This is a genomic window from Algiphilus aromaticivorans DG1253 (genome assembly GCF_000733765.1).
Lineage (GTDB): Bacteria > Pseudomonadota > Gammaproteobacteria > Nevskiales > Nevskiaceae > Algiphilus > Algiphilus aromaticivorans.
This window is the reverse complement of sequence record NZ_JPOG01000001.1, coordinates 705,831-723,302: the sequence shown is the minus strand read 5'-3', so window position 1 is coordinate 723,302 and position 17,472 is coordinate 705,831. Positions and strand designations below refer to the sequence as shown.

11 protein-coding genes and 4 tRNA genes are annotated in these 17,472 nt (G+C 64.7%); 7 read left to right on the top strand and 8 right to left on the bottom strand.

Annotated elements, in window-relative coordinates; all coding sequences use genetic code 11:
- Positions 1-11 precede the first annotated feature (11 nt).
- The gene (locus U743_RS03380; RefSeq protein WP_043765518.1) at positions 12-1,157 is read right to left on the bottom strand and encodes an acyl-CoA dehydrogenase family protein; all 1,146 of its coding nucleotides are present in this window, start codon (positions 1,155-1,157) and stop codon (positions 12-14) included.
- Positions 1,158-1,264: 107 nt separating this feature from the next.
- On the opposite strand from U743_RS03380, the gene U743_RS03375 reads away from it, so the two are divergent.
- Positions 1,265-2,947, top strand: a complete 1,683-nt coding sequence (locus tag U743_RS03375) for an AMP-binding protein (RefSeq protein ID WP_043765517.1) — start codon at positions 1,265-1,267, stop codon at positions 2,945-2,947.
- A 32-nt stretch (positions 2,948-2,979) separates the two neighbouring features.
- On the opposite strand, the gene folD is transcribed toward U743_RS03375, so the two are convergent.
- The 3 genes from folD to U743_RS03360 form a co-directional block, all read right to left on the bottom strand.
- The gene (folD, locus tag U743_RS03370) at positions 2,980-3,846 is read right to left on the bottom strand and encodes a bifunctional methylenetetrahydrofolate dehydrogenase/methenyltetrahydrofolate cyclohydrolase FolD (RefSeq protein WP_043765516.1); all 867 of its coding nucleotides are present in this window, start codon (positions 3,844-3,846) and stop codon (positions 2,980-2,982) included.
- A 48-nt stretch (positions 3,847-3,894) separates the two neighbouring features.
- A tRNA-Arg gene (locus U743_RS03365) sits at positions 3,895-3,971 on the bottom strand.
- Positions 3,972-4,015: 44 nt separating this feature from the next.
- Positions 4,016-4,092: transfer RNA gene (locus U743_RS03360), tRNA-Pro, on the bottom strand.
- 507 nt (positions 4,093-4,599) lie between these two features.
- Between U743_RS03360 and U743_RS03355 the strand changes: the two genes are divergently transcribed.
- The 5 genes from U743_RS03355 (at position 4,600) to U743_RS03340 (ending at position 8,814) form a co-directional block, all read left to right on the top strand.
- Positions 4,600-4,675: transfer RNA gene (locus U743_RS03355), tRNA-His, on the top strand.
- A 14-nt stretch (positions 4,676-4,689) separates the two neighbouring features.
- Positions 4,690-4,764, top strand: a tRNA-Lys gene (locus U743_RS03350).
- A gap of 780 nt (positions 4,765-5,544) precedes the next feature.
- Positions 5,545-5,865: a DUF4258 domain-containing protein gene (locus U743_RS19615; RefSeq protein ID WP_084191320.1), complete on the top strand. Its 321-nt coding sequence runs from the start codon at positions 5,545-5,547 to the stop codon at positions 5,863-5,865.
- Positions 5,862-6,311 carry a helix-turn-helix domain-containing protein gene (locus U743_RS03345; RefSeq protein WP_052367478.1) on the top strand — a complete coding sequence of 150 codons (450 nt, stop codon included), beginning with the start codon at positions 5,862-5,864 and terminating at the stop codon, positions 6,309-6,311. The genes U743_RS19615 and U743_RS03345 overlap by 4 nt, the downstream gene beginning before the upstream one ends.
- A gap of 298 nt (positions 6,312-6,609) precedes the next feature.
- Entirely contained in the window at positions 6,610-8,814 is a 2,205-nt protein-coding gene (locus tag U743_RS03340; protein WP_084191319.1) for a beta-propeller domain-containing protein, read from the top strand.
- A 39-nt stretch (positions 8,815-8,853) separates the two neighbouring features.
- Here U743_RS03340 and roxC read toward each other — a convergent pair whose 3' ends face one another.
- Together roxC and U743_RS03330 are read right to left on the bottom strand one after the other, a co-directional pair.
- Positions 8,854-11,694 (bottom strand): putative rubber dioxygenase RoxC, encoded by a 2,841-nt coding sequence (roxC, locus tag U743_RS03335; RefSeq protein ID WP_043765513.1) that lies wholly within the window; start codon positions 11,692-11,694, stop codon positions 8,854-8,856.
- A gap of 139 nt (positions 11,695-11,833) precedes the next feature.
- Positions 11,834-12,784 carry an AraC family transcriptional regulator gene (locus U743_RS03330; RefSeq protein ID WP_198021905.1) on the bottom strand — a complete coding sequence of 317 codons (951 nt, stop codon included), beginning with the start codon at positions 12,782-12,784 and terminating at the stop codon, positions 11,834-11,836.
- 221 nt (positions 12,785-13,005) lie between these two features.
- Here U743_RS03330 and U743_RS03325 point away from each other — a divergent pair, with 221 nt between their 5' ends.
- Positions 13,006-13,629, top strand: a complete 624-nt coding sequence (locus tag U743_RS03325) for a 2-hydroxychromene-2-carboxylate isomerase (protein WP_043765510.1) — start codon at positions 13,006-13,008, stop codon at positions 13,627-13,629.
- A 21-nt stretch (positions 13,630-13,650) separates the two neighbouring features.
- On the opposite strand, the gene U743_RS03320 is transcribed toward U743_RS03325, so the two are convergent.
- Positions 13,651-16,149, bottom strand: coding sequence for an efflux RND transporter permease subunit (locus tag U743_RS03320; protein ID WP_043765508.1), 2,499 nt, complete (start codon positions 16,147-16,149; stop codon positions 13,651-13,653).
- A 57-nt stretch (positions 16,150-16,206) separates the two neighbouring features.
- Complete coding sequence (locus tag U743_RS03315) at positions 16,207-17,226, bottom strand: NADP-dependent oxidoreductase (RefSeq protein WP_043765507.1); 1,020 nt, start codon at positions 17,224-17,226, stop codon at positions 16,207-16,209.
- Positions 17,227-17,472 lie beyond the last annotated feature (246 nt).

Here is a 17,472-nt window from a genome sequence, read left to right as displayed (position 1 = left end):
GCGTTTCATTTTCAGTAGCCCATCTGCCTCGCGGCGAGATCCTTCATGACCTCGGACGCACCGCCGCCAATCGACAGCACCTTGGTCTCGCGGAAGATGCGCTCGGATTTGGCACCACGTAGATAACCGGCGCCACCCAGGATCTGCACCGCTTCGCCCGCAACCTGCTCCAGCGTCGAGGTCGCGAGATTCTTGAGCATGCACAGCTCGGCGACCGGATACTGCTTCTGTGACACCCGCCAGGCGAGCTGATAGAGCTGCGCGCCCACGGCATCGATGGCCATCTTCATGTCCACCAACTTGTGCCGAATCACCTGCCGGGCGATCAACGGCTTGCCGAAGGTTTCGCGCTCGCGGGCCCAGGTGAGAGCCTCCTCATAGCAGGTCTTCGCCAATCCCCAGGCCTGCGCCGCCAAACCGAGGCGCTCACTGTTGAAGTTCTGCATGATGGCCATGAAACCGGCGTTCTCAGGGCCGATGAGGTTGGCGACCGGCACGCGCGCCTCGTCGAAATAGAGGGTGGCGGTATCCGAGCAACGCCAACCCATCTTGTCGAGCGGCGTACGTGACAGCCCAGGCGTGTCGGCCTCCACCGCCAGCAGGGAGATGCCACCGATGCCCTCCCCGCCGGTGCGCACGGCCGTGGTGATGACGTCCGCGCGCATGCCGGAGGTGATGAAGGTCTTGCTGCCCTTGACGATGTAGTGGTTGCCCTCGCGCCGCGCCGCAGTGCGGATGGCCGCGACATCCGAACCACCCGAAGGCTCGGTGATGCCCAGCGCGGCGATCTTGTCGCCGGCCAGCACGGGCGCCACGAGCCGCTCCTTCTGCTCCTGCGTGCCCGCGGCCACGATCGGCGGCAGCCCGATGCCGTGACTCATCAGGCCCGCAATCAGTCCACCGCTGCCGGCGCGACACAGTTCCTCGACAATGACCAGCTCGTAGAAATGGTCGGGAACGTCGATGCCGCCGAGCGCTTCGGGATAACCGATCTGCAGCACGCCGGCCTCCGCCGCCGCCTTGTGCAGCGCTCGTGGCAGCTCGCCGGCTTCCTCCCAGGCATCGATATTTGGGGTAATTTCTCTTTCCACAAACCGCGCGACCTGGTCGCGAATAGCTTCATGCTCTGCATTGAGAAAGGGGTTATTCGAGGTCATTACTATTACCAATCGGCTTGGGGAAGGTGGGCGAAAGCTAACGGTTGCGGTAGCATCTGCGCAAGCCGCAGAGGGGCGGCACGACCACCAACATCGAGGAGAGGACAATGGACATCCAGCCGGGTGATCTGGCCCTGGAGCGCCTGAAGCATTGGGAACAGGTGCGCGCGAACGCCGTATGCATGACGCAGCCCATGGGCAACGGCGAGTTGCGCGACTACACCTGGGCACAGGCTGTCGACGAGGCGCGGCGCATGGCGAGTTGGCTGCGCGCGCAGAACTATCCCGAGCGCAGCAACATCGCGATCATCTCCAAGAACTGCGCCCACTGGTTGATGGGCGACTGGGCGATCTGGATGGCCGGCCACATCTCGGTGCCGCTCTACCCCACCCTCACGGCCGAATCCGTGCGCAAGATTCTCGAGCACAGCGAGGCTCAGGCAGCCTTCGTCGGCAAGCTCGACGATTGGGACGCGATGAAGGCCGGCGTTCCGGATTCGGTGCAGTGCATCAGCTTTCCGCTGTCACCCCCCACCGACTTCCCGACCTGGGAAGACATCATCCGCGACAACGAGCCGCTGCAGGCACTGCCCGAGCGCAAGGTCGAGGACCTGGCCACCATCATCTACACCTCCGGCACCACCGGCATGCCCAAGGGCGTCATGCACAGCTTCGGCGGCATGGCCTGGGCCATCGCCTCCGGCAACAAGCGCTTCAACATGGGACCGGAGGACCGCGTCCTCTCCTACCTGCCGTTGTCGCACATCGCCGAGCGCATCGCCGTGGAGCTGGGAATGCTCCGCGTCGGCATGCGTACCTACTTCGCAGAATCGCTGGACACCTTCGCGCAGGACCTGCAGCGCGCCCGCCCCACCTTCTTCTTCTCGGTACCGCGCCTCTGGATCAAGTTCAAGCAGGCGGTCAACGCCAAGATGCCGGACGAGAAGCTCGACCGCATGCTCAAGATCCCGGTCGTCGGCGGCATGATACGGCGGAAGATTCTCAAGCAGCTCGGTCTGGACCAGGTGAAGTTCGCCGGCGGCGGCGCGGCGCCCATGCCGCCTTCGGTGCTGGAGTGGTACGAGAAGCTCGGACTGGAGATCATCGAGGTCTACGGCATGACCGAGAACCTCGCGATCTCGCACTCGAACCTTCCCGGCAAGACCCGCCCCGGCTTCGTCGGCTACCCCTACGAGGGCGTCGAGGCACGCCTGGGCGAAGACGGCGAGGTCCAGACGCGCAGCCCGGCGGTCATGCAGGGTTATTTCAAGGAGCCCGAAAAGACACGCGAAGTCATGACCGAAGACGGCTTCCTGCGCACCGGCGATCGCGGCGAGCTGGACGACGAAGGCCGCCTGCGCATCACCGGCCGCGTCAAGGACATCTTCAAGACCTCAAAGGGCAAGTACGTCGCTCCGGCCCCCATCGAGGACAAGCTCGTCACGCACAACGCCGTGGAGGCCTGCTGCGTGGCCGGCGCCGACCGCTCGCAACCCTTCGGCATCCTGATGCTCTCCGAGGATGCGCTGACCCGCTGCAAGAACCGCGAAGCGCGCGAAGCCCTCATGCAGGACCTCGCCGAATACCGCGAGAAAGTCAACGCGCAGCTCGACCAGCACGAGCAGCTCGAATTCCTGGTCGTCGTGGAGGACCAGTGGACCACCGAGAACGACTTCGTGACGCCGACCATGAAGGTCAAGCGCAACGTCGTGGAGGACCACTACCTCAAGCACGCCGAGGACTGGGCGGCCAAGCGCCAGCCCGTGGTCTGGGCCGGCACAACGGGCTGACAGTCGGATAAGGCGCGGCCGGAGCCGGAATATCAGGCGCCGGCCGCTGCCTCGCGCATCTCGACGGCGTGCAGCGTGTTCTGCATGAGCATGGCCACGGTCATCGGCCCCACACCGCCCGGGACGGGCGTTACAGCTGCTGCGCGCTCGCAGGCCGCCTCGAAGCCGACGTCACCCACCAGTCGACCGTCCGGCTGTCGATTGATGCCGACGTCGATCACCGTCGCGCCCGGCTTCACCCACTCGCCCGCCACCAGCCCGGGCTTGCCCACCGCCACGATGAGCAGATCCGCCTCGGCAACACGATCCGCGAGATCGACCGTAAAGCGATGCGCCACAGTGGTTGTAGCGCCAGCAAGCAGCAGCTCCAGCGCCATCGGCCGCCCGACGATATTCGATGCACCCACCACCAATGCCCGGCGCCCATGCAGGGTTTCTCCGCGCGCGCGCAGCAACTCCATCACGCCCGCCGGTGTGCAGGGGCGCAGCACAGGAATCCTCTGCGCGAGCCGCCCGATGTTGTAGGGGTGAAAGCCGTCTACATCCTTGTCCGGGCGAATGCGCTCGATCACCTGCGTGGTATCGATCCCTGAAGGCAGCGGAAGCTGCACGAGGATGCCGTCGACGCCGTCATCGGCGTTCAACGCATCGACCTGGGCCAGAAGCGCCTCCTGGCTGACGGTGGTGTCGAACTGCACCGGCCGCGATTCGATGCCGATGCGCGCACAGACCTCGCGCTTGCGACGCACGTAAATCTGCGACGCCGGATCCTCCCCGACCAGCACGGTGGCCAGGCAAGGGGCGCGCAGACCACGCGCCGCGCGGCTGGCGATGGAGGCGCCCACGCGCTCCTGGACTGACTGTGCGCAGGCCTTTCCATCAATCACATCAGCCGTCATGGCGAAAATCCTTCTCGGTGCCCGGCGCGCCACCCGGCGCGCGGTGGTTGGCGCGCCCAGGTGGATTCGAACCACCGACCTACGGCTTAGAAGGCCGTTGCTCTATCCGGCTGAGCTATGGGCGCGTGTTGCTGTGCGGGACGGCAAGGCACCGCCACGTGGGAATTGGTGGTCGGGGCGGCAGGATTCGAACCTGCGACCCTCTGCTCCCAAAGCAGATGCGCTACCAGGCTGCGCTACGCCCCGACGGAGACATATTCTTGCACACGGCCTTCATGAAAGGGGGAGCAGCTGTCACTAGACTCGGCTCCTGCCTCGTCAAGTGACCCTGGCGCGGACTCCTGTCCGCGCCGTTCAACGGGCTGCGAATGCCCACCGGGCATTCGGTCCCGTTTCACCCCAAAGCAGATGCGCTACCAGGCTGCGCTACGCCCCGACGGAGACATATTCTTGCACACGGCCTTCATGAAAGGGGGAGCAGCTGTCACTAGACTCGGCTCCTGCCTCGTCAAGTGACCCTGGCGCGGACTCCTGTCCGCGCCGTTCAACGGGCTGCGAATGCCCACCGGGCATTCGGTCAGCTTGAACCCAGGCTGCGCTACACCCCGACTGGGCCCATTATTTCACGTCGGTGCGGCGGTCGCCGCAACTACTTTGTTGAGCTCGGCTCGCCCCGCATCAAGCGACGGCGCGGCCTTGAGCCCCACCGCCATTCTGCTATGATGCGCGCCCTGCGCGAAGCGTGGCGCCGTGGTGGGCGTAGCTCAGTTGGTAGAGTCCCGGATTGTGATTCCGGTTGTCGTGGGTTCGAGTCCCATCGTCCACCCCATTCGCTTCCCTTGCGGGCCGCTAGCTCAATGGTAGAGCAGCTGACTCTTAATCAGTAGGTTCGGGGTTCGAGTCCCTGGCGGCCCACCAAATCCCTATCCCCACCTCGCGGCCTACCAGGCCAGCAGCCCTGCGGGCTGCGTAGGTTCGGGGTTGCCAGCGCCGTCCATGGCGCTGGCCCTGCGGGCTCCCTTCGGTCGCGCGATTCTGTTCCAGACAGAATCGTCGAGTCCCTGGCGGCCCACCAAATCCCTATCCCCACCTCGCGGCCTACCAGGCCAGCAGCCCTGCGGGCTGCGTAGGTTCGGGGTTGCCAGCGCCGTCCATGGCGCTGGCCCTGCGGGCTCCCTTCGGTCGCGCGATTCTGTTCCAGACAGAATCGTCGAGTCCCTGGCGGCCCACCAAATCCCTATCCCCACCTCGCGGCCTACCAGGCCAGCAGCCCTGCGGGCTGCGTAGGTTCGGGGTTGCCAGCGCCGTCCATGGCGCTGGCCCTGCGGGCTCCCTTCGGTCGCGCGATTCTGTTCCGGACAGAATCGTGCCAGGCCCGTCCATGGGCCTGGCCTTTCGGGCTCCTTTCAGTCGCGCGATTCTGTTCCAGACAGAATCGTGCCGGGCCCATCCATGGGCCTGACCTTTCGGGCTCCCTGCGGTCGCGTGATGTTGTTCCCGACAACATCATCTAGTCCCTGGCGGCCCGCAAACAATCAACGACTACGCGCAGAGCGGAGCACCGCTATCCAATACTCGGCAGTGGCTCATGCTCTCCGAGCAACCCTCGGGGTAGGCCAGAACCTTGGCCGCCCAGGTATTCGGCTACCTGATGGACGGCCTTGCAAGCCGCCCTACAACCCCTAATAATTAGGGGTGATGTCAAGGCCACAAGTGACGGACTTCCCGCTTACACAAGAGCGCGCCACTGAGATCATCCGTGAGTGCGCAGAAACAACATGGCGAGTGGCCGTTACGCGCCACGCTCATCAGAGAATGGAAGAGCGCGGGGTGACGATGCATCAGGTGATGGAATGCCTGGAGAAGGGTGAACTTACGCAAGCACCAGAAAAAGATGAATCAGGCGACTGGAAATGTCACGTTCGCCGCATCGCATCCGGCATGGAAGTGACCATCGTGGCAGCAATTGAGATTAGCTCAAGGGAAGATCAAACCATAGTTATCACGGTGCTAGCATGAACGAGAATATGTATCACTACACCGAATGCGGGCTCACCAACGTTTGGCTCGCCAATGGCTATGAACTGCGGGCAACCAAGCATGGGGAAGCCGTCGCCATTCACGACGTACAGGGTCTGCACAAGGCAATCGCCGATTACCTCGTTGAGAACAGCGACCACATGAGCGGAAAGGAATTTCGCTTTCTGCGCCGCCAGCTTGGGATGTCGCAGCGGGCTGTCGCAGGCATCTTTGAGTGCGACGAGCAGACCATTGCTTTGTGGGAGAAGAAAGACGAAGTGCAGCGGCAACCGGATTTGCTGATACGCGCACTCTACAAGTCGTCCCTACACAAAGACTCCGACTTCGCAAAGCTCGTCGAGCGCCTCAAGGAACTGGATCGGACCCAGACAGAACGCGAGATCTGCATGACGGACGACGCTGACGGCTGGAAATTGTGCGCATAGCGCCCCGGTAATTGCTTGCTGTCTAACAGGAACGCGGCGGCCATCGAGCCGCCCTTTTCTTGTCCGCCGAGCCCACCGGCCCGCAACCACCCCTGCGTGCGCGGCCCTTCGGGCTCCCTTCGGTCGCGCGGTTCTATTCCGGACAAAATCGTCGAGCCCCTGGCGGCCCGCGCTCCCCTCTTCTTGTCTCAGACACCCCCTTCGCTTGCCGATACCGACCAGTGAGCATTGGTGGATAGCCTTCGCTCGCCGCGTGGGAGTACATTGGTCGTCGCGGGCTTTCGAATAGGACTCGACCATGGCAAGAATGCTACCTACAAGGCTTTCCGGGCTTGTTGTCGCGGGGGCGTTGGCGCTCGCAGGCTGCAGTTCCTCGGGTGGCGGCGACGGCTCGGCGCCATCTGCCCCCACCTCCCGGGCAACGCCCAAGTCGCTGCTCGCGCAGTCGCCCTTCGAGAGTTGCGCCGACTTCAAAACGTACTACGCCGAGCGTCTGACTCAGGAGTACCTCACCGGCTACGCCTACGGGGGCGGCTGCTTCGGATGCGAGCCGGCGGCTCTTGGCGAAGGCGCGGTGGATGCGCCGAACGATCAGGACGGTTCGCCCGCACCGGCAGCTCCGGAGACCGAGCGCGTCGTTACCGAAACGAACACACAGGAAGCCGGCGTCGACGAGGCCGACCTGGTCGAGGCCGATCCGGACAGCGCGGACCTCTACTTCCTGAGCCGACAGACCGGCGAAGTGCTCGTGCTGGACACCAGCGACCCTGCCGCACCCCGCATCCGAAGCCGCATCGCGCTGGACGACGGATGGCAGGGGAACGGCCTCTACCTGGACGTAGCCAACAATCGTCTCGTCGTCGTAAGGCAGAAGAGCTACTTCGCCTATCCTTACGCGCCCGCCGTATCGGCCGGGATCGCAACCACGGACGAGGCCGTAGGGCCTGGATCCGTTGCTGCGGATTTCATCCTGGGCACCGAATTGCTGTTCTTCGATGTCAGCGACCCCGACAACCCGATCCAGATCGATCGATTCGCCAGCGACGGCCAGCTCGTCGGCAGCCGTCGCGTCGGTGATCGCATCCATCTCGTCACCCAGTTCGCCTTCCCGCCACCGAGCACGCTGCGCGAAGACGACGACTTCCGGGTACTCGTCGGGCAGCGCTATCCCAGCGCCCTTCGCGACGGCGACGAGGCCGAGATCGCGGAGCTAGAGGAGGCGATCCGCAACGCGATTCTGGCCGCAGTCGATGCGACGCCTGTAGCAGCGCTACTCCCCGAGCAGCGCCAGGGCGACGCTCCCGAAACAACCCTCGCCTGCGACGCGATCCTGCATCCAGCGGTCGATACACGCTTGGGCCTGCTCACGATCACCAGCATCGACACCAACGGCAGCGCGCCCGCGACGCTGGGCAGCATCAACAATGCCTGGGGCGTCTACGGCAGCCGCGACAATCTCTACCTGTTCCAGACCAGCCCCGGCTGGTGGTTCGACGCCGGCCAGAGGCAGCAGACGGCGATCTACCGCTTCGCCATAGGCGACGGGCTCGCACAGCCCGGTGGTGTCGCACTCGCCGACGGCCTCGTCGGCAACAGCTATCAGCTCAGCGAATTCGATGGCGCCCTGCGCGTGGCAGCAACCGAGGGGCGTTTCGACAGCCCCAACCAGCCCTTCCGACAGCTCAATAACCTGCAGATCTTCGATGCGCAAAGCATGGAAGAGATCGCCGCGCTGCGCGATTTCGTCTCGGAAAAGCCACGCGACACGATTCGCTCCGTGCGTTTCCTCGGCGACCGCGGTTTCGTTGTCACCTTCGAGCAGATCGACCCCTTGTTCACCTTCGACCTGTCCGAGCCCGCGGACCCGCAGCTCCTCGGTCAGGTCGACATTCCCGGCTTCGCCAGCTACATCGCGCCACTGGGTGCCGACCACCTGCTGACCATCGGCCGCGCCGGCGGCGAAGGTGGCGTCGGCGTAGGCAACAGCTTCCAGCTGCGCGTCTTCGACGTCAGCGATCTCACCGACCCCACGCCGATTGCCAATGAGACACCAGCGCTGAGTGGCAACGAGTACGCCTACAGCCTCGCCGAGTACGAGCCCCTGGCATTCCAGTTCCTCCCCGACGCCGGCCGCGACGATGCCGGGCTGCTGTCCATCCCGGCGCAGATCAGCTCTCCGGAGCCCGGGCGCGCGCTGAGCGGCTTCCTCGCCTATCGCATCGACCCGGCTCTCGGTAACAAGGCCATCGCGGAGTACGCCCGGATCGACCACAAGGACGAGCAGCCCGGCGGCGGCGACCGCTGCCCGCCGCAACGCGAGGCGGCGCCCCCTGAGGGCTGCGATGACTTCGCGCCGGTGATCTACAACGAGCCGCTGCGCTCGGTGATCGCGCGCGAGGCAGGCGGAAGTAGCTACATCTTCAGCTTTTCGTCGGCCAAGCTGAAGGTGCTCGACTTCTCCGGCGCAGAACCTTCCGAGGCCGCGACCTTGCGTCTGGACTGACGCGCCCGGGCGCAGGGCCTGACCGGCGGAGCGAGTGCCTCATAGCGTCTTCAGGTACTCCAGAAGCGCGCGCCGCTCGTCGTCGGTGAGCGCCTGCGTCCATTCGTGGCCGTGGTTCTTCTTGGAGTACATCTGGGTGTTGTAGATCATGCGCTGGGCGAGGCCTTCTTCGCCGATGGGTGGCGGCACCAGCCAGGTCGGCCAGACGAGGCCACCGAGGATCGTGTCGTAGAGCCACTGGACCTCCTGCGGCAGATCCTGATCCGGCTGGCAGCTGTAATAGGGAATACCGCTTCCGGCATTGCACGACAGCACATCGTGCTTCCAGCCCAGCCGCTCCCAGTTGTAGCCGCCCTGCCCGGCGGCGCTGTCGGCGATGCGCGTCTCGAACTGGTTGAAGTGCACATCGGTGGTGGTGCGCTGGCGCCGCCACATCTTCGGCCGGTCCTCTGGCTTGAGTACGCCCCAGACATCCGGTACCGAACCATTGTGGAAATAGGGCGCGCTGGCCCAGACGCCGTGCAACGGTGGCGTGACATAGCCCACCGTCTTCTCCTCGAAGCCACAGGCACCGTGGACACGGCCGGCCACGTCGCCGAGGGGCAGCTCGGGCACGAGGCCGCCCACCACGGGCTCCAGCACGCTGTCGACAAGGTCACCGACCGGCTGCAAAGCACCCATGGCTTCCAGATGCCGGTTGAGTTGCTCGACGAGGTCGGCACCGCTGACGCCTTCGATCAGATAATCGTCCAGCGACTCTTGCAACGCATTCTTCTCTTCGGGCAGGGCGTAGCCCTCGACCGCATCCGGGTAGGAATGCCACATCGTCGAGACGTGCTCGCGCATGAGCGGCGACCAACCCTCGGCCTGCGCCGGATCGGTATTGACGATTTCCAGCGGCACGGTATAGCCCACCGTCCCGGCAAGGGCCGGATCGGGCAGGAAGCGCTGATCGCTGATGTAGCGCGGCGCGTAGGCGCCGTGGCAGCCGGCACAGGCGCCGTTGCCCTTGGGGCGCGGGATGTCGGCATTTGCCTCTTCCGCCCAGAGGTCCTTCTCGTGGAAGAGGATCGCGCCCTGCTCGGCCAGCGGCCGATCAATGCAGCGCGGATCGCCCTCGCCGGAAAGCTCGCCGTCGGGGCTGCTGCAATAGCCATAGGGATAGTCCGGCGCCTCGACGGTCGGCGTCCACTGGTGGACGTCCTCGAGAGTACCTTCGTTGGCCTTCACCTGATCGCCGGACAGCGCGTTGACGCTGCCGAAGTACATATTGCCGCGCACCGAGTCGGTGGAATGCCCGCCGAACCAGAGATAGCGCGTCTTGTTCGACAACCACCACCACGCAGGCGGGTCCTGATCGCCGGTATTGGCGTGCGTCGGGTAGGCGAATATCCGGTTGAAGTTCAGCGTGTCCCAGTCGCGGATCAGGAAAATCGCCTCGATCTCGGTGTCCGCCGCATTGGTGCCGCGGGTCGTGTTCACGACCGGGATATAGCCGAAGGCCGGCACCTGCAGCGCGTCCATGACCTCGTTGGCTCCGGGGAAATTGCGGGCAGAGGCGTTGATCAGGTCGGCCAGCAGCACACCCAATTCGGTATTGGTGTTAGGCAAGCCCATGAAGCTGCCGTGCGCGTTGGCACCGTAGCTCGCGACATTGCCATTACCGTCGCGGCCGGCTACCTGGCCGCTACCGATCTGCCCGGCGTGGCAGGAGAAACAGTTAAGCCCGAGCGTGCCGTTGTAGTTGCCGTCCTCGTCGCGGCCCTGCGCCCAGCCCAGTGGCAGCGTCCCGCTACCGCCGAAGTCCGCACTGAGCTGATCCAGTTCGTCGGGCAGCGGATAGGGGTTGTCGATGTGCGCAGGCGGCGGACTGTGGCCGTAACGCTCGAAAACGTGACGATCGAAGTTGTCCGGCCTGCCCGGCATGCCCCAGACGCGCCAGAGATTGTTCCATTCCTCCGCGGAGGCGCCGGATATGCCGACCCCCGTACCGAAAAAGCCCTCGCCGTGGGCTTCTCCGGTGCCCATTGGCTGGTCGGAGGGCCACATCGCGATCCAGTCGTGTCCGCGCTGCACGGATGCACGCCATTCGCCGCAGGTCTTCGGATCCGGCCGCGCTGAATAGATGGGCGTCTCCCCGGCTGCCTCGCGCAGCTCGTTCTGGCGCGCCTGGGTCTCGAACAGCGTCTCGGTCTTGCAGATCTCGTACGGGTCGTTGAAGTGGACGGCATATGTCTCGCTGTCGATCAGGCCGCCGTCGGGCGTCAGCAAGCGCCGCGGATCCCGGCTCCAGTCGATGGGCGTATCGTCCGATGCGCCGTCGCAGAACTCGTTGACGAAGAAATGCTTGCCCGGGTTGCCAAGCAAGGGCAACGCCTCGCCTTCGTCGGCGCCGCCGGCCAGTTCCTCGCATGCACCGTTACCCTCCCAACAGGCAAGCAGCGTGCGCATGGCTGTGTAGCGCGCGCCGCCTTCCGGCCATGGTTTGCCGCCGGAGTGCGGCTCGGCGGGGTCGCCCGGCTCGACGAGCAGAAGATTGGACGTAATCCCCTCGCCCAGAGCCTGCCAGGCGGCATGCAGGCGCTGGTAGTCCTCCTCCGGATTGGGCGACAGCATGAAGCGCGCCGCATCAGGATCGCTACCGGCGACGCCATCGGGCACATGACAGCTTCGGCAGAAGGCCAGTCCGGGCTGCACCTCGGCGGCGAAGAAATCCTCAACCGAGGCGAAGCGCGCCGAGCCATCGGCACCCCCAGTGCCTCCCCCACCACTGTTGCCACCGTCGTCGCGACCCACCGGGCCGCCACTGTAGTCGCCGCTGCACGCGGCCAGCGTCAGCGCCAATACCAGCGCGACGATGCCTCCAAGCTGTCTGATCACGGTCTGTCTCCGGTCCGCTTGAACGCGGATCTGTGTAGTCACAAGCATTGTCCCGCCAGCGGCACACGCGGCGTGAGATGCGGTCGTGCCAAGGTGATTGTCATTGCAGGCCAACATGGCGCTTTGCGCCAAGCGCCGCTCAATCCTCGCCTTCCGCCCTGCGGTAGGCGCCCGGCGACACGCCTGCCCACTTACGGAAGGCCCGCGTGAAATTCGCCGGGCTGTGATAGCCCAGACGCGTCGCGATCTCGCTGACGCTGAGGCCGCTATTGCGCAGCATTCGTTGGCTTTCGCGGAAGCGCGCCTCCTGCACGAGCGCGCGATAGCTCAGCCCATGCTGATGCAGACGGCGCTTCAGGGTGCGCGCGGATACGAATAGGCGAGCGGCTGCCTGCTCGACGCTGGGATAGCCCTCTGCGCCGCTGTCGCCGAGCAGCGCGCGCACTCGCGTCGGCTCATCGCCACGCAGACCCAGAAGCGCCAACTCCTGATCGCACTGCTGGCGTACCAGCTGGGCAGTCATCGCATTGGCCGCAGGCAAAGGACGCTCCAGCGCTTCCGATGGCAGACGGAGCCCGTTGACCTCGCTGCCAAAGTGAATCGTCGGCAGCTGATCAGCGAAGCGCTCGAAGTCGGCCGGCTCCAGCCGCTGCAAGCACAGTGAGTACTCGTCGCGCGCCAACGCCAGCTCAAGGACATGCGTGAATCCGACCAGCAGCACATCGAAGGCGTACTGGCGCAGCGGTCCGTAGGGCAGCGCTTCGTGCAACTCGATCCAGCAATCGCCGCCCTCGTGGCGCAGTGTCTGCATGCCTAGCGCGAAACCGGGGAAGCGCAGCGGAACGAAGTACTGCGCGCCGAACGCCAGCGCGTCCCGCAACGTCGGCTGCGACATCAGCCCCAGTCCCAGAAGCCCGTGCGCGGTGAGGCTGCTGCGCAGGCCGAAGGCGAAACCCAGTGCCGGATCGCCAGTCAAGCGTAGGCTACGCGCGACGATGCGCCCATAGGTCAGCAAGGAAACGCGCGCCTCGCTGTGCGCCAGCAGTGGCTCGGGCAGCACGATATCGTGCAGGATCCTTTCGCGCGCCACACCCCGCTCCGCTGCGAACTCCAGCGACATTACAACGTAAGTTGCCGGGACCAGCGGCTTGTGGAAATCCTCCACCCTCATGCGGGCATTGTGCGTCGCCCGGCGCCGCGCCGGTAGATCGCTTGGAGCCATCGCGCTTGGCATTCGGGGCCAAAAGGCCCGGCACCACCCGAAGGCGAAGCGCTAAGCTGGCCGTCTATCCGAAGCTGAAACTACCCCCGATGCCGACCGTGGACTGGTACTTCGACATCGTCTCGCCCTTCGCCTATTTCTCGTGCACACGGCTGGACGCGCTGCCGGAAGGCACCATCATCCGGCCGCGACCAATTCTGTTCGCGGGCCTGCTCGGTCACTGGGGACAGAAGGGTCCGGCCGAAATCCCTCCGAAGCGGACGTGGACCTACCGCTGGTGCACCTGGGTCGCCCAGCGCGACGGCATCGCCTTCCGGCCGCCGGCAGCGCACCCCTTCAACCCGCTGCCCTATCTGCGTCTTTGCATCCTGCTGGAGAACGATTTCGCGGCTATCAGGAAGGTCTTCGAGGCGGTCTGGACCACCGGCGCCGACGCGGCCGACCCGGCGCACTTCGCGTGCCTTGCCGAGTCGCTTGGCTTTGCCGCGAACGCGGTGCAGGCGCCGGAAGTCAAACGCAAGTTGGAGGCCGAAACCGCCCACGCGGCGGAGCGCGGCGTCTTCGGCGTACCGACCTTCGTGGTCGACGACACGCCCTTCTGGGGCTACGACGCAATGGACTTCGCAGCCGCCTGCCTGCGCGATCCGGGCATCCTCAGCCAAGCAGAGATGCAGCTGGCAGAACGCATTCCGCAGGGCGTGCAGCGGCGCTGACGCCCCGCACCGCTCAGGCGATCACGCAGCAGCGCCCTCCGGGAAGGGCCGGAAGCGCTTGAGCAGTACCGGCAGCAGCGTCAGGTTCGCGATCAACGCGAAGACCATGGCTACGCCGGTGAACAGCCCGAAGTAGATCGTAGGCACGAAGTTCGACATCACCAGGATCGAGAAGCCCAGCGTGACCACCAGCGTGGTGTAGAACATCGCCCGACCCACGCTCATGTGAGAGCGCGAAATCGCGCCTTCGTAGCCCCTCTCACGGACCTCATCGCGGAAGCGATAACTGTAGTGGATGGTGTCGTGCACGCCGATGCCAATAGTGATGGCGGCAATGGTGATCGTCATGATGTCGAGCGGGATTGCCAACCACCCCATCATGCCCAGAACCGACAGCGCCGCGACAACGGTGGGCGCGATCCCGATCAACGCCATCTTGGGCGAGCCAAAGAGCAGCAGGAACATCAAGCCGATGGCCACGAAGACCACACCCAGCGTCGCCGCCTGCGAGCGATACAGGCTCTGCATGACATTGTTGTAGAGCACCATCATGCCGGTGAGGTGCACCTGCTGGGGCTCCAGATCGAAGTTCTCGATCAAGCCATTCTCGATACGCGTCAGGAACTCGTTGCGGCGCAGGTCAGGGTCCGAATCGACCACGCGCAAGGCGATGCGCATGCGATTACCATCCTCGGACATGTAGGGGTCGAAGAGATTCTCCACGATCTGATCCGGCGCCATGCGCTGGATAAGCGACAGCATGAAGTCCCCGGGCCACTCGCCCTCGTTGAGAATCTTGAGCATGCGCATGGTCGTGGCCATGGACAGCACCTTACCGGTCTCGGGCTGCGCGTCGATGTAGTCGTGGATCTCCGTCAGATCACGCAGGTTGCGCGCGTTGTACCAGTAGCTTTCCGCAGTCAACCCGCCCCCGCCGAGATCGGGCAGATCCATCTCCTCCAGTTCCTTCTGCTCCTCCAGGAACCATTGCGGTGGCTCCAGGATGATGTCCAGTGGCGTCGTGCCACCGAGCTCGCGGTCGATGACGAGCATGCCCTGATGGATTTCGGTGGAATCGTGGAAATAGTCGATGAAGCGATTCTCCACGCTGAGGCGTGCCATGCCCGCGATGGCAACGCCACCCACCAACACGAATGCGAGCATGAGCGTGCCGGGCGCACGCTCGCTGAGCGCAGCCAAGACGCTATTGACGCGCGCGGTGAAGTTGCGGGCCTGCTGCTCCACCGGCTGCGGCGCGCCCGGCGATAGCCTGGCCAGCGCCGAAGGAAAGATCAGGAAACAGAGCACGAAGGAAAAGCACACGCCCACCGTCATCATCAGGCCGAAATCGATCACCGGCCGGATGCCGCTGACAGCCAGCGACGCAAAGGACACCACGGTGGTCAGCACCGTGAAGACCGAGGGCAGGAATTTGCTGTCGATGGTGCCGCGTACCAGCTCCGGCATCGATTGCTGCGGATGCAGCGCGTGCAACTCGCGGTAGCGCACGACGAGGTGGATGGTCAGCGACAGGCTGAGGATCAGCAACAACGAAATGAAGTTGGACGAAACGATGGTCACGCGCCAGTCGACCAGCCCGAGGAAGCCCACCGTAGCCAGGCAGGAAGCAGCACAGACCAGGGAGGGGATCACTACCCAGCGCAGTCGGCGGAAGGAAATCGCCAGCAACAACAGGATGAAGAGCGCCACGCCAATGCCGAAGGTGGCAATGTCGTTGCTCACGAAATTGATCATGTCGGCGCTGATCATCGGCAGGCCGCCCAGGAATATCTCCGCCTCGTCGCGGTAGCCCTCCAGCAACTCGCGCACGCTGGAGATATTGCGCTGCAGCTCCGCCTGCACCTGCGCCTTGCGCGCGCCGTACGCTTCCTCGACGCGGGCGAGTTCGGCTGCCTCCTCCTCGCCGAAATCGGCACTGTCCTCGCGCTGCATGCTGCGCAGCTGCTGGCGCCGGTCCAGCAGCTCAGCGGCGCGCTCGTCGGGCTTCAGATTGACCAGGATCGCCGTGACAGTGGCTTCCTGGTTCATGATCAGGTTGGCGTAGAAGGGGCTCTCGCGGAACTCTTCCTTCGCCATCTCGCGATCGGTGCCGGGATCGAGCAATGTGCGCTGCTCGCGCTGAATCTCGCGCAGGGTTGTGGGCGGACTCTGGATGAGCGGTACATCCAGCATGCTCTGCACCGAATCAACGAATTCCAGTCCGGCCAGCTCGTCGCGCAACTGCTTGAGATGCGCCAGCGTCGCGTCCTCGAAGAGCCCGCGCTCATCCTGCGGTCGATAGGTCACGACCAGGAAGTCCTGCGTACCGAACTCCGCCGCGATCTCGCGGAAGTAGGCGAGATCCTCGTCGCCCTCCAGGATCAGCGAGTCGGCTGACGCGTCCAGCTTGAAATACTGCGCCTGCCAGGCAGCCGCGCCCAGAACGGCCAGCAGCAATAGCGCCACCAGCCAGGGCGCGCCCAGCGTCAGTCGATGGAAGGCATCGGTGATCGATCGCATCCAGTAATCCTGTTATCCCGTTTTCTTGTAGTGCCGCCCGGCCCGCAGGCCGGACGATCAGTGGTCGACGCGCAGCAGCAGCTTGCCGGTGTTCTCGCCGCGGAAAAGGCGCATCAGTGCATCAGGGAACTGCTCCAGTCCCTCGACGATATCCTCGCGGTGCTTCAGCTTGCCCTCGCCCAGCCAGCCCGACATGGCCTGCGCAGCCTCGTGATAGCGCGCGGCATGGTCGAAGACCACCATGCCGCGCATGGTGGCGCGCTGCACCAGCAGCTGCAGGTAGTTGGCCGGGCCGCGCGGCTTGGTCGCGTTGTACTGCGAGATGGCGCCGCAAATGACGACGCGCGCGTGCAGCGCAATGCGCGACAACACGGCTTCCAGGATGTCACCGCCGACATTGTCGAAATACAGATCAACACCCTTCGGGCAGAGCACACCGAGGCGCTGCGCGACATCCTCCGCCTTGTAGTCGATGCAGGCGTCGAAGCCCAGCTCCTCGGTCACGTAGCGACATTTCTCCGGACCTCCGGCAATGCCGACGACCTGGCTACCCTTGAGCTTGGCGATCTGGCCGACGATCATGCCAACAGCGCCGGCGGCGCCGGACACGACCACCACATCGCCCTCGCGATACTCGCCGACATCGAAGAGACCGAAGTAGGCAGTCATGCCGGTCATGCCCAGCACGCTGAGGTAGATCGGCATCTCTGCCAGCGAGAGATCGACCTTGCGCAGACCCTTGCCGTCGCTGATCGAATATTCCTGCACACCCAGCACGCCGGTCACGGCATCGCCTTCGGAAAAATCGGGGTGCTTGGAGGCGACCACCTCGCCGCCCGCGTAGGCGCGCATGACGGCGCCGATCTCCACCGGCGGCACATAGGACTTGCCGGCGTTCATCCAGCCGCGCATGGCCGGATCTACCGAGATGTAGTCGTGGCGGATCAGCACCTGACCGTCCGCAGGCTCGTGCAGGGACGCTTCGGCCAACTCCCAGGTATCCGGGCCAGGCTCGCCGACCGGACGATGGGCCAGCAGGAACTGGCGATTGCGGGAAGGCTTGTCGGTATTCGACATGAAAAGTCTCCTAATTCTTCGGGGAACGCGCTCGTCTGATGCACTCCAGCGCACGATAGCAGCGCCGCAGGCGCCGCGCTCGTGCGCTTTCCAACGTAGGTAGGCCGCATTGAGGGCCAAGCCGAAGATATCCGCAGCGACCTACCGTGCATCCGGTGCTGGCGGGCTCGGTACGGAACCAGGGGACGGAAAGCCTGGCCCGTCAGGCTGAAGGCAATGCCACGGCCATCCGTGGGCAAGGCTTCA

Bases quoted from the DNA above. Each gene is read 5' to 3' on its own strand.
- U743_RS03380 (WP_043765518.1), bottom strand. From the start codon at position 1,157: ATGACCTCGAATAACCCCTTTCTCAATGCAGAGCATGAAGCTATTCGC.
- U743_RS03375 (WP_043765517.1), top strand. From the start codon at position 1,265: ATGGACATCCAGCCGGGTGATCTGGCCCTGGAGCGCCTGAAGCATTGG.
- folD (WP_043765516.1), bottom strand. From the start codon at position 3,846: ATGACGGCTGATGTGATTGATGGAAAGGCCTGCGCACAGTCAGTCCAG.
- U743_RS19615 (WP_084191320.1), top strand. From the start codon at position 5,545: ATGTCAAGGCCACAAGTGACGGACTTCCCGCTTACACAAGAGCGCGCC.
- U743_RS03345 (WP_052367478.1), top strand. From the start codon at position 5,862: ATGAACGAGAATATGTATCACTACACCGAATGCGGGCTCACCAACGTT.
- U743_RS03340 (WP_084191319.1), top strand. From the start codon at position 6,610: ATGGCAAGAATGCTACCTACAAGGCTTTCCGGGCTTGTTGTCGCGGGG.
- U743_RS03325 (WP_043765510.1), top strand. From the start codon at position 13,006: ATGCCGACCGTGGACTGGTACTTCGACATCGTCTCGCCCTTCGCCTAT.
- U743_RS03320 (WP_043765508.1), bottom strand. From the start codon at position 16,149: ATGCGATCGATCACCGATGCCTTCCATCGACTGACGCTGGGCGCGCCC.
- U743_RS03315 (WP_043765507.1), bottom strand. From the start codon at position 17,226: ATGTCGAATACCGACAAGCCTTCCCGCAATCGCCAGTTCCTGCTGGCC.